Raw genomic sequence first — 12,073 nt, forward strand, 5'->3', positions numbered from 1 at the left:
TTGAGCAAACGAACAGAGTTGATTTAAAAACAATCAGAGTTATCCTCATAAATTGTGGATAACTCTGTGTGCAGTGTTTATAAGTAATTGTTTTGAAAATAAAATACTGTATTGATTATTTTTTATACCTTTACTCAAGATGTCTAAAAAACACCTCGATTAAGATTATTTAACGATTGCAATTGCAAAACCATCATGACCTTTACAACCTACAGTTTGAAGTGCCGTGCAGGATAAAATTTTCGGATGATTTTGCATAGCTTTGAACATATCACGAATACCTTCAATGCTTGGTTTATGGTTTTCAGCATTCAGAATCTCACCTGCACGAATCACATTGTCTAAAACAATCACTGTACCTGAATGAGATAAATTTAGGCTTAATTCTAAATATTCAGGGTAGCTCTGTTTGTCTGCATCGACAAAAATAAAGTCAAAAGCTTCGGTATCTTCAGGAAGGGCACGTAAAATATCTGCCGCGCGACCACATTTTAGTTCAATCGTTTGTGCAAGCTTTGCATTATCAATATTTTCTTGACCAAGGGCAGCATGTGTATCACGACCTTCAATGGTCAGAATATAACCATCTTCAGGTAAGGCACGTGCTAACCACATGGTGCTGTAGGCTGCAAAAGTTCCAAGTTCTAAAACGCGTTTACACTTGTTCATTTGGATTAACATTTGTAGCAGCATGCCTTGATTGGCCGCTACAGCAAGATGATCTGGAAAGCCACGTTCATCTGTATGTTGAAGTGTTTGAGTCAGTATTGGATCTTCAGGAATTAAATGTGAATCGATGTAAGCATCAATGTCTGTCCACATTTGTTGCATGTTGTCGCACCTCGTGATTGATGCAAGCATTTTAAACCTTTCCACTAACATCGCAATTTATTGTTCTGTATTTGTATACTTTATGCACAAAAAAGACCTCCGAAGAGGTCTTGGTATGACAATGTAATGTTTTAGTAATTACACATTGATGAACGACTTGAGTGATCAGGCCCCCAAGTACGGTAGCCTTGAGTATCAATATGAATTTGTCCGCTGGCATATAGACCTAGGCCCATATTGAGGCTTTGCCCATGTTGTGACCAAAATTGGCATAAACGGAACTTGGTATTTTCAATATAACTATAGTCTTCGGGCTGTGGATACGCAGGTCCAATACGGAAATCAATCGCCGAGTTATATAGGTGACGAGATGAACTTGCACCACCGGCACACTGGTTCAAAGGCAAATCACGATAAACCGATGTCACTTCAAAGTCCGTTAAGATATTGGCAGCTACTAAATATTTAAAGACACGTAAGGTTGCAATTTGGTTTTGCCATAATTCACGGTTAGGTACCATATATTCTGAGCGACCACATTTTTGCCAGTCACGTGCAGTACGCATCAACTCAAATGAAGGAATGATATTGCCTACACCATTTTTCTCTAAAAAGACTTCATAGTCTCGAACGCGACGTAAATTATCGACAGACGCGACCCACGAATTGTAGGCATAAGGCACCACTTTAGGCGGGGCTTGTCTGATGGTCGTCACTTTTTCTTGAGGTATGTAAATACGTTTACCGTCGGGAGTTGTAATAGTGTGACCTTGTTTTTGTGGTGTAGTTGTACAACCAATGAAAACAAGAGGGAATATTGCAACGGACAATAATCCCTTGAGTAAATGCTTCATTATAGAAATCAATTATTTATAAACTCGTTCTATTTTAATCCAATTTGATTGAGAAAATTTGAATAATTTGCAATGAAATGTGTGCTTTAAGTATAAAAAAAGATCAGCATGTGCTGATCTTTTCATGAAAGCGTAAAATTACTTTTCAAGATATTGTAATTTATCAGCTTTACCGTTCCACTCTTCACGGTCGGCAGGTTGATCACCAATTTGAGTGATGTTCGGCCATTTTTGAGAAAGTTCAGTATTAAGTTCGATAAATACTTCTTGACCTTCAGGTAACTCATCTTCAGAGAAAATCGCGTTAGCTGGACACTCAGGTTCACATAGCGCACAGTCGATACATTCATCTGGATTAATAACAAGGAAGTTTGGACCTTCATAGAAACAGTCAACAGGGCAAACTTCTACGCAGTCTTGATATTTACATTTAATACAGTTTTCAGTGACAACAAAGGTCATGGCGACAGCTACCTAAAAAATATGGTTCTAATAAACTAATGGTGTATTTTAGGCAAAAAATAGGGTAACTAACAATTCCTTTTATTGATAATTATTATATGCAGTGCTGTTAAAATCACTAAAAACTGAACAATTTATGTAAATTTCACAATGAATGAGAATCATACTCAAAAACTAATTAAATTACATCTGTTTATCGAACAATATTTTTATGTGCATTTTAAGCATGAAACATTTTAGAACATTAATTTTTTATCAATTTATTGCTGAATAGCCGCAGTAGTAAATAGCAAACATTCACTAAGTTACACATTTGAATGGTGTCAATGCAAAGAACACCTTCATTGGTGTTCTTTGCATATCTCATCTATCGCTTCTGCTCAATTTAGATCTTAAGTAAATCCTTTAAAGCGTAAAGCTGTTGTAATGCTTCACGTGGACTTAAGTTATCGATATCAATATCTGCTAAGGCATCAAGTACGGGCGATGTTTTTTCAACTTCCACCACGCGTTCGATGACTTCAGGCTCTGTGAGTGCCGAAAATAGATCGGTTTGTACTGCCGTATTGAGTTGCTGTTTTTGCTGAGTTTCTAATATACGAAGGCGATTTTGCGCTTCTTTGATCACTGCCGCAGGAATACCTGCAAGCTTTGCCACTTGTAGACCATGACTTTGACTCGCAGGACCTTGTTGAACTTTATGCAGTAAGATCAGGTTGCCATTTAGCTCACGGGCAGTGACATGATAGTTATCAATATTGGCGTCTTTGCCTAACTCGGTTAGCTCAAAATAATGTGTTGCAAATAGGCATAAACATTTAATGCGACGGGTGAGATCGAGTACACATGCCCAGGCCAAAGATAAGCCGTCATAGGTACTCGTACCACGCCCAACTTCATCCATCAGTACCAGTGATTGATTGGTTGCATGATGAAGAATCTGAGAGGTTTCAGTCATTTCCACCATGAAGGTGGATTTACCAGTAGACAAGTCGTCTGCAGATCCTATACGGGTAAATATCCGGTCGATCGGCCCTAAAATGGCAGATTGGGCAGGGACAAAGCTACCACAGTAGGCCAATAAGCTGATTAAAGCAGTTTGGCGCATAAAGGTCGATTTACCGCCCATATTTGGCCCTGTGATAATCGCCATGCGGTGATTAAAGTCCAAACTAGTATCATTTGGAGTAAATGCTGATTTGCTCAGAGATTCCACAACTGGGTGACGACCGGCTTTGATTTTGATCCCGACTTCAGGGCTATATTCAGGACGTGACCAATTTCGTAATCGAGCTTGATGGGCAAAATTAGCCAGTAAATCAATTTGCGCTATAGCGGCGCTCATCATTTGTAAGTTGCCAATATCTGCACGTAACTCATCAAGTAATAGCTCAAAGAGCATTTTTTCGCGCGCTAATGCACGTGACTCACTCGAAAGCACTTTATCTTCAAAAGATTTCAGCTCAGGGGTAATGTAGCGTTCCGCATTTTTTAGGGTTTGGCGGCGAATATAATGATCAGGCGCTTGCTCAGCTTGAGCGCGTGTTAGTTCAATATAGTAGCCACTAACTCGGTTATAACCAATTTTTAAGGTTGAAATTCCGGTTTGTTCACGCTCTTTAATTTCAAGATCAATGAGGAATTGTCCCGCATGGTCACGAATTTTACGTAGTTCATCAAGTTCAGTGTCGAAACCCTCGGCAATCACATTTCCATCACGTAAAAGCACTGGCGGGTTTTCTACGATGGCAGACATGAGACGCTCATGTAAGCCGTGAAAATCACCCATTTCATCATTTAACTGAGCGATCAGCTTAGATTGGTGTGACTGAATGATCGGTTCAAGTGCATGTCGAAGATAGGGAATTTGTGCACAAGTTTGACGTAACTGAACTAGGTCTCGTGGACGAGCACTGCCGAGCGCTACACGAGATAGCACTCGTTCAATATCACCAATTTCTTTGAGAACTAAGCGGATCGGAGACTCATGATAGCCTTGCAGCATCGCTTGTGATGCATCTAAACGTGCATCCAATAAAGCGGTATCTCGTAAAGGCTGCATTAAGGTACGACTTAATAGACGGCCACCCATCGCAGTTTGGCAATCATTGATTAGTTGGAACAGGGAAGTACCATGTTCAAATAGGGGATCAATCAGTTCTAAGTTACGACGAGTGACGGGGTCGAGCGCCACAAAATCACTACTTTGTTCGAGTTGAATGCTGCGGATATGTGGTAAAGCAGTTTTTTGAGTCACTTTTGCATAGTGAATCAAAGCCGCTGCGGCAGCTTTCGCCAAAGGTAAATGGTCAATACCAAAACCTGAAAGTGTGGCAACTGCAAATTGGTCACACAGCGTTTTTTGTGCGTTATTTAAATTGAAGTCGACGTTTGGACGTTTAGTGACAGGGCAGTCTAATTGACGTTTAATTTGTTCGACAATATTCGGATCAATAAGATCTTCATCAATCAAAATTTCGCTCGGCATTAAACGTGAAAGTTCGATTGCTAATTGTTCCAGCTGATAGTCCATTTGCTGAACTTTGAAAATACCTGCACTGAGGTCTAGTAAAGCAATCCCGATCTGATTTTGTTGTAAGCAGATCGCGACTAAATTTGAACTTTGATGAGAGGCAATTAGTGCATCATCCGTTAATGTCCCCGGGGTAATGATACGAACAATGCCGCGCTCAACTGGACCTTTACCTGTTACCTCACCAATTTGCTCGCAGATCACCACCGTTTCACCTTTTTTTACAAGGCGGGCTAAGTAGCCTTCAGCTGCATGGTACGGGACTCCCGCCATAGGAATAGGCTCACCATTGGCTTTACCACGATGTGTTAGTGTAATTCCTAAAAGTTTTACTGCTTTATGCGCATCTTCAAAAAAGAGCTCATAAAAATCACCCATCCGATAAAACATCAGTGAATGCGGATTTTGCATTTTGACTGACATGTACTGTTGCATCATAGGTGTAAGTGATGATAGATCAATACTTGAATTTTCTATGTTCATCTAATAAAAATACCTTTAAAAATAATAAGTTCTTCAATGATAATCATCTGCTTACATTCCTATTGCTGCTTAGGGATAACGAGCAAGTCCTAAGGAATCCAATGAATAAGTATACCTTTTAGTATACCTTTTATTGGTGTATCTTATTTAAATCCTATCAGCATTATGCATGCTGAAAAATCTGAGGGTGATTTTAGCAAAATTACCGAGTGCGAAAAGGTTAGAAAAACTATATGACTGTAAAAGATCCTACTTATACAAAAAAAGTAGCGTTAACTGCTCGCGCTATTGAAAAAATGAAACCTGAAACTTTCTTAGTAGATATTGGTGAAAATGAAGGGTTAAGAGTTAATAAGGGGAAAACAGGTCTGACTTCATTTTCTTATCGCTTCAGAAGTCCTATTGATAACTCGTTAAAGAAAGTAAAAATTGGTACTTATCCAGATATGTCATTGGCTGAAGCTAGAGTAGAGCTTCAAAAGATGAAGATCAAACGCAGAGCAGGTATTTGCCCAAGTCAGGAGCTAAAAGATCAGAAGGAACAAAAAAAGATTGAGCAAGAAAAACGAGATGAAACAAATGCCCAATTTACAGTCAAAGAATTGATTGATTTATATTTAACTAATGTAATTGAAGACCGTTATGTTTTAGATAGTAAAACAGGCACTAAGAAGTTGATTCTAGGAGCGAGAAAACGTAAAGGACAAGATGAAGCTAGAAGAACACTATACGGCGATGCGGTTAGAGTATTAGGGCATATAGCAGCTGATCAAGTGACGCGAAAAGATGTCGTAAATATGATTTCTAAAATTATTGAGCGTGGGGCAAATGTTCAAGCTGGGCGTGTGCTAGCAGAATTAACGTTGGCTTATGACTACAGTATAGGATTGGAAAAATTTAAGGATGATTTTGCAAATCCGGCACTTTTGGCTAAATCGAGTTTAAAGCAAAGCAGGGTGAAATTAACACACAAAAAGGGTAGCCGAGTACTATCAGATAAAGAAATTAAGAAAGTATTGGAATGGCTTCCAACATCAGGTTTCTCAGAAAAACTTAGGCATATTATTAGAATTACGTTATGGACTGGGTGCCGTACTGGAGAAGTTTGTGAGTTGAAATGGGCGGACATTGATTTTGAAAAAAGTACGTGGCATTTAAAAGGAAGCAAGAATGGTACGGATAGGTATGTCCAACTTTCTAAACAATGCCTTGAATATATAAAAGCATTATCTCGTGAGTCAGACTTTCTTTTTGAATCAAGAATTAAAGGCAGGTCAATTACCCAAAAAATTCTTACAGTGTATAAATGGCAAATGCGACATCCTGAAAAACTTTCATATGCATTGCAACCTGAACAATTGTGGTTGTCCGAAATTGAGGATTGGAGTCCGCACGATTTAAGGCGGACTGTACGTACTGGTCTTTCTAGGTTAAGTTGTCCTGCAGAAATTGCAGAAGCTGTATTAGGGCATTCAAAAAAAGGAATACAAGGTACTTACAACTTACACGCGTATGAAAAAGAGTGTGCGGAATGGTTACAGAAGTGGGCTGACCATTTGGATAATTTATGAAGTCAATGATAGTCCCTTTTGGGGCTATTCTTAAGTTTCTATTTATTTAATTGTTTTGACTATTTAGTAAACTGAGTGGCTATTTAATTTTATAGGTAGAAAAGGCATTTAACATTTAACATTGTAAAGTATATCTGATATCTTTCTTATTGAATAAATTCAATATAATTGTAAATTAGACTACAAATTGAGTCCTTTAAAAGTAACAAATTTAAATTATATTAGTTTTTTTTTTGAATGTTTCATGATGATAATTAAAGTATGTAAGGGGAGAGGGGATGAGAACTCATTTAGTTTTAAGTATTGCAATCGCTACATTAACATTTAGTGCTTGCAGTAAAAAAGATGTGCCTGTTGAAACTAAAGAGAATTCTATACAGCAGGATAATTCAGAATTTAAAATTATTGTGTCAGAGGTGGTCCCACTTGTTTGAACAACTAAAAGCTTATTTATAAGTGATACTCTGCTCTAGTTAAGCTACCTTATTTTGTTGTGGTAGCTGGTCATAGTAAAACTCGAGACTGTAAATTAAATTGTGTAATTGCCTGAATTTGCTATGTTCATATTCACAACGGAGTCAGGCAACATGATGAACGAACAAAAACTAAAAGACCTTGCAGCAGAATTTGCTAAAGGAATCAAAACAGAAGACGATCTCAATCAATTCACCCGATTGTTGACTAAACTCACTGTTGAAACGGCTCTCAATGCCGAACTTACCGAACATCTCGGACATGAAAAGAATGCTCGTAAGAACGGTTCAAATGCTCGTAACGGTTATTCCAGTAAGACCGTGCTGAGCGATGATGGTGAGATTGAGATCACCACACCACGAGATCGTGATGGCACATTTGAGCCACAGCTAATTAAAAAGAATCAGACCCGTATCACGCAAATGGATAGCCAAATTCTATCCCTTTATGCCAAAGGCATGACTACCCGTGAAATCGTGGCTACTTTCAAAGAAATGTACGATGCTGATGTATCGCCAACGCTTATTTCCAAGGTGACTGATGCTGTTAAGGAGCAAGTCGCTGAATGGCAAAACCGTCCGCTGGATGCACTCTATCCCATCGTCTATATGGACTGTATTGTAGTTAAAGTCCGTCATAATGGCAGTGTTATCAACAAGGCTGTATTCCTTGCCTTAGGCATTAATCTTGATGGACAGAAAGAACTGCTCGGCATGTGGATGGCTGAGAATGAAGGTGCAAAGTTCTGGCTGAATGTCCTGACTGAGCTTAAAAACCGAGGGTTGCAGGATATTCTGATCGCCTGTGTGGATGGACTAAAAGGCTTTCCTGATGCCATTAACAGCGTATACCCGCAAACCCATATCCAGCTGTGCATTATCCATATGCTGCGTAACAGCTTGAAATACGTATCATGGAAAGATTACAAGGCGGTCACTCAGGATTTAAAAGCCGTTTATCAGTCACCTACTGAAGAGGCAGCCTTGATGGCCTTGGATCAATTCGCCCAAACATGGGATGACAAGTACCCACAGATCAGCAAAAGCTGGCGTACACACTGGGAGAATCTAAATACCTTCTTTGCTTATCCAGCCGAGATACGCAAAGCCATCTATACCACCAATGCGATCGAATCATTAAACAGCGTAATACGTCAGGCGATCAAAAAGCGTAAAGTCTTTCCAACGGATGATTCTGTACGTAAAGTGATTTACCTGGCAATTGATGCAGCGTCTAAAAAGTGGAATATGCCTATTCGCGACTGGCGTTTAGCCATGAGCCGCTTTATTATTGAATTCGGTGACCGCTTAAGCAATCGCCTTTAAATTTATGAAAAGCAATTACACAAAATTATTTACAGGCTCTAAAACTCATCTGGAGTCATTTTGTCCAGACTCGAATGAGGTCGTTTCAAATTATAAAATTCAAAATATGCGTTTAATTGCTTCTTCGCATCCAAAACATTGCTGTAGGCTTTGAGATACACCTCTTCATATTTAACGCTCCGCCATAATCGTTCAACCATCACATTATCAACCCATCGACCTTTACCATCCATACTGATTTGAATGCCATTTGATTTCAATACATCAATAAATGCATCACTGGTAAACTGACTGCCTTGGTCTGTATTAAAGACTTCAGGTCGGCCATATTTTTCAATAGCTTCATTTAATGTTTCTATGCAAAATGTAACCTCCATACTAATCGATACTCTATGCGCAAGTACCTTGCGGCTATGCCAATCAATCACAGCACATAAATAAACAAAGCCTTTTGCCATAGGGATATACGTTATATCCGTAGACCACACTTGATTACTGCGCTGAATAGCCAATCCTTTGAGCAGATATGGATATTTACGGTGAGCTTGATTGGCCTGACTTAGATTTGGTTTACGATATAACGCATTAATGCCCATTTTCTTCATTAAAGTACGTGTATGACGTCGTCCTATATGATGTCCTTGACGATTCAATAAATCACGCATCATACGGCTACCTGCAAAAGGGTATTGCATATGTAACTCATCCATACAGCGCATCAGCTTCAGATCTGATTCACTCACAGGTTTTGGGCGATAGTAATAACAACCACGGGAGACTTTCAGCAGCTTAGCTTGCTTAGATACTGAAATCTGAAGTGAGTCATCGATTAACTTTTGTGGTTGAAGCGACCCAGTTTCTTCAACACACCTTCTAAAAAATCAATTTCTAATGCCTGCTCACCGATTTTTGCATGTAGTTTTTTTAGATCGATGGGTGGTTCTGTTGGAGCTTTTGATTGATCGAAAGCTTGCGAGGAAGCTGAAATCAGTTGATTTTTCCAGTCAATAATTTGGTTTTGATGAACATCAAATTCAGCACTCAATTCAGCAAGTGTTTTTTCTGCTTTAATCGCAGCAAGTGCTACCTTAGCTTTAAAGTCATTTGAATGATTTCTTCTTGGTCTACGTGTCATAAAATACTCCATATATTGATGTTTATAACATCATTTGGGGAGCAAAATATCACTTATAAGTGTTGTTCAAATTTCCTGATCCACCTCTGTGGCTCAACCTGCGAAAAGAAACGAGTTGCTACGTAAGTCCGAGAACATGCTTTCCATGGTCTCTGAGCTCGCCTTTGGGACCGACATATCGGTAGAGAGTGACGCGCTCGATGCCGAGTTCCTTGCAGAGATCGGAAACTGAAGTATCGCGCTGGGCCATGGCGGCTTGCGCGAGACGCACCTGAGCTTTGGTGAGCGCGAATTTTCGTCCGCCCTTGCGACCGCGCGCTCTCGCGGAGGCGAGACCCGCCATGGTGCGCTCTCGGATCAGATCCCGCTCGAACTCGGCCAAGGTGGCGAAGATTCCGAACACCATGCGACCGGACGCAGTCGTGGTGTCGATCTGAGCGCCCTTTCCAGTCAGAACCCGCAGGCCGATCTTGCGGTCTGACAGCTCCTTCACCGTGTTGACCAGATGGGCAAGCGATCGTCCGAGGCGATCGAGCTTCCAGACCACCAGCACATCGCCGTCACGCAATGACTTGAGGCAGGCAGTCAAGCCAGGGCGATCATCACGACCGCCGGAAGCAAGATCATCATAGATATTGTCCCGTTCGACACCTGCGGCGCGCAAGGCGTCGTGCTGCAGGTCGAGAGACTGCGAGCCATCGGCTTTGGAGACGCGGGCATATCCGATCAGCATGTATCACAAACGTTGGTTTGAGGCGGCGCTTCGGCCACGATTGCATTGACCTCTGGAAATGTATCTCAACCAGCTTCATAAACAAAGCGTCTTGAACGCTATCAGATTTTGAAAAAGGAACATGTATGCCGCGTCGCGTCACTCTAACCGATCGGCAGAAAGACGCGCTGTTGCGCTTGCCGACTTCACAGACGGATTTGCTCAAGCACTATACGCTGAGTGATGAAGACTTTGGGCATATCAGGCTGCGTCGGCGCGCTCACAACAGGTTCGGCTTCGCCCTGCAATTGTGTGTCCTGCGCTATCCCGGCCGGGTGCTGGCTCCAGGCGAACTGATCCCTGCAGAGGTCATCGAATTTATCGGAGCGCAGCTTGGCCTGGGTGCCGACGATCTCGTAGACTATGCTGCCCGCGAGGAAACACGGCACGAGCATCTTGCCGAGTTACGGGGGCTCTACGGCTTCCGCACCTTCTCCGGACGTGGTGCGAGCGAGCTGAAGGAATGGTTGTTCCGAGAAGCCGAGATGGCGGTGTCGAACGAGGATATCGCCCGTCGCTTCGTAGCCGAGTGCCGACGCACCCGCACTGTCCTTCCCGCGACATCCACGATCGAGCGGCTTTGTGCCGCGGCTCTCGTCGATGCCGAGCGACGCATCGAGACGAGGATCGCCAGTCGGCTGCCTATGTCGATCCGAGAACAGTTGCTGGCATTGCTCGAGGAGACGGCTGATGATCGGGTGACCCGTTTTGTGTGGCTGCGCCAGTTCGAGCCTGGCTCGAACTCTTCGTCGGCCAACCGGCTGCTCGACCGGCTCGAATATCTGCAACGCGTCGATCTCCCCGAGGATCTGCTTGCCGGCGTTCCTGCCCATCGGGTGACTCGTCTGCGCAGGCAGGGTGAACGGTATTATGCCGACGGCATGCGCGATCTCCCGGAGGACAGGCGGCTTGCGATCTTGGCTGTTTGCGTCTCGGAATGGCAGGCGATGTTGGCCGACGCAGTGGTCGAAACCCACGACCGGATCGTCGGCCGTCTCTACCGTGCTTCGGAGCGTATTTGCCATGCAAAGGTCGCAGACGAAGCGGGGGTGGTGCGTGACACCCTGAAATCCTTCGCCGAGATCGGGGGCGCCCTGGTCGATGCACAGGATGATGGCCAGCCGCTGGGCGATGTCATCGCGAGGGCACTGTTGCAAAGTTAGCGATGAGGCAGCCTTTTGTCTTATTCAAAGGCCTTACGTTTCAAAAACTCTGCTTACCAGGCGCATTTCGCCCAGGGGATCACCATAATAAAATGCTGAGGCCTGGCCTTTGCGTAGTGCACGCATCACCTCAATACCTTTGATGGTGGCGTAAGCCGTCTTCATGGATTTAAATCCCAGCGTGGCGCCGATTATCCGTTTCAGTTTGCCATGATCGCATTCAATCACGTTGTTCCGGTACTTAATCTGTCGGTGTTCAACGTCAGACGGGCACCGGCCTTCGCGTTTGAGCAGAGCAAGCGCGCGACCATAGGCGGGCGCTTTATCCGTGTTGATGAATCGCGGGATCTGCCACTTCTTCACGTTGTTGAGGATTTTACCCAGAAACCGGTATGCAGCTTTGCTGTTACGACGGGAGGAGAGATAAAAATCGACAGTGCGGCCCCGGCTGTCGACGGCCCGGTACAGAT

9 protein-coding genes and 2 pseudogenes are annotated in these 12,073 nt (G+C 42.7%); 4 read left to right on the forward strand and 7 right to left on the reverse strand.

The annotated features are described in order from the left end of the window. Positions 1-165: 165 nt before the first annotated feature. The 4 genes from FTT72_RS05130 to mutS all read right to left on the reverse strand — a co-directional run bounded on the left by FTT72_RS05130 (position 166) and on the right by mutS (position 5,163). Complete coding sequence (locus tag FTT72_RS05130; RefSeq protein WP_168377631.1) at positions 166-831, reverse strand: O-methyltransferase; 666 nt, start codon at positions 829-831, stop codon at positions 166-168. A gap of 131 nt (positions 832-962) precedes the next feature. Continuing rightward, positions 963-1,685, reverse strand: coding sequence for a D-Ala-D-Ala carboxypeptidase family metallohydrolase (locus tag FTT72_RS05135; protein WP_078188751.1), 723 nt, complete (start codon positions 1,683-1,685; stop codon positions 963-965). A 138-nt stretch (positions 1,686-1,823) separates the two neighbouring features. Continuing rightward, positions 1,824-2,147 (reverse strand): ferredoxin FdxA, encoded by a 324-nt coding sequence (gene fdxA, locus FTT72_RS05140; RefSeq protein ID WP_004651686.1) that lies wholly within the window; start codon positions 2,145-2,147, stop codon positions 1,824-1,826. Between the two features lie 385 nt (positions 2,148-2,532). Beyond that, positions 2,533-5,163 (reverse strand): DNA mismatch repair protein MutS, encoded by a 2,631-nt coding sequence (mutS, locus tag FTT72_RS05145; RefSeq protein WP_180177968.1) that lies wholly within the window; start codon positions 5,161-5,163, stop codon positions 2,533-2,535. A gap of 233 nt (positions 5,164-5,396) precedes the next feature. Here mutS and FTT72_RS05150 point away from each other — a divergent pair, with 233 nt between their 5' ends. The 3 genes from FTT72_RS05150 to FTT72_RS05160 all read left to right on the forward strand — a co-directional run bounded on the left by FTT72_RS05150 (position 5,397) and on the right by FTT72_RS05160 (position 8,533). Continuing rightward, positions 5,397-6,734: a site-specific integrase gene (locus FTT72_RS05150; protein ID WP_180177969.1), complete on the forward strand. Its 1,338-nt coding sequence runs from the start codon at positions 5,397-5,399 to the stop codon at positions 6,732-6,734. A 278-nt stretch (positions 6,735-7,012) separates the two neighbouring features. Further along, positions 7,013-7,168: a hypothetical protein gene (locus tag FTT72_RS05155; protein WP_180177970.1), complete on the forward strand. Its 156-nt coding sequence runs from the start codon at positions 7,013-7,015 to the stop codon at positions 7,166-7,168. Between the two features lie 156 nt (positions 7,169-7,324). Further along, positions 7,325-8,533 (forward strand): IS256 family transposase, encoded by a 1,209-nt coding sequence (locus FTT72_RS05160; RefSeq protein ID WP_130136427.1) that lies wholly within the window; start codon positions 7,325-7,327, stop codon positions 8,531-8,533. Between the two features lie 38 nt (positions 8,534-8,571). On the opposite strand, the gene FTT72_RS05165 is transcribed toward FTT72_RS05160, so the two are convergent. Both FTT72_RS05165 and FTT72_RS05170 read right to left on the reverse strand, forming a co-directional pair. After that, positions 8,572-9,668 (reverse strand): IS3 family transposase gene (locus tag FTT72_RS05165; protein WP_180177971.1). Its coding sequence is split into 2 segments (ribosomal slippage): positions 8,572-9,416 and positions 9,416-9,668, totalling 1,098 coding nucleotides; the frame shifts between segments, so codons are not numbered across the junction. A 118-nt stretch (positions 9,669-9,786) separates the two neighbouring features. Beyond that, positions 9,787-10,401 (reverse strand): recombinase family protein, encoded by a 615-nt coding sequence (locus tag FTT72_RS05170; protein WP_000904906.1) that lies wholly within the window; start codon positions 10,399-10,401, stop codon positions 9,787-9,789. 125 nt (positions 10,402-10,526) lie between these two features. Between FTT72_RS05170 and FTT72_RS05175 the strand changes: the two are divergent. Beyond that, positions 10,527-11,582, forward strand: a pseudogene (locus tag FTT72_RS05175) (DUF4158 domain-containing protein); the annotation flags it as partial. 54 nt (positions 11,583-11,636) lie between these two features. Here the strand turns inward: FTT72_RS05175 and FTT72_RS05180 are convergent. Further along, positions 11,637-12,073, reverse strand: a pseudogene (locus FTT72_RS05180) (IS6-like element IS26 family transposase); the annotation flags it as partial.

This window comes from Acinetobacter sp. YH01005 (assembly GCF_013420465.1).
Classification (GTDB): domain Bacteria; phylum Pseudomonadota; class Gammaproteobacteria; order Pseudomonadales; family Moraxellaceae; genus Acinetobacter; species Acinetobacter amyesii.

Coding starts and splice junctions, on each gene's coding strand:
- mutS (WP_180177968.1), bottom strand. CDS start 5,163: ATGAACATAGAAAATTCAAGTATTGATCTATCATCACTTACACCTATG.
- FTT72_RS05135 (WP_078188751.1), bottom strand. CDS start 1,685: ATGAAGCATTTACTCAAGGGATTATTGTCCGTTGCAATATTCCCTCTT.
- FTT72_RS05170 (WP_000904906.1), bottom strand. CDS start 10,401: ATGCTGATCGGATATGCCCGCGTCTCCAAAGCCGATGGCTCGCAGTCT.
- FTT72_RS05155 (WP_180177970.1), top strand. CDS start 7,013: ATGAGAACTCATTTAGTTTTAAGTATTGCAATCGCTACATTAACATTT.
- FTT72_RS05150 (WP_180177969.1), top strand. CDS start 5,397: ATGACTGTAAAAGATCCTACTTATACAAAAAAAGTAGCGTTAACTGCT.
- FTT72_RS05130 (WP_168377631.1), bottom strand. CDS start 831: ATGCAACAAATGTGGACAGACATTGATGCTTACATCGATTCACATTTA.
- fdxA (WP_004651686.1), bottom strand. CDS start 2,147: ATGACCTTTGTTGTCACTGAAAACTGTATTAAATGTAAATATCAAGAC.
- FTT72_RS05160 (WP_130136427.1), top strand. CDS start 7,325: ATGAACGAACAAAAACTAAAAGACCTTGCAGCAGAATTTGCTAAAGGA.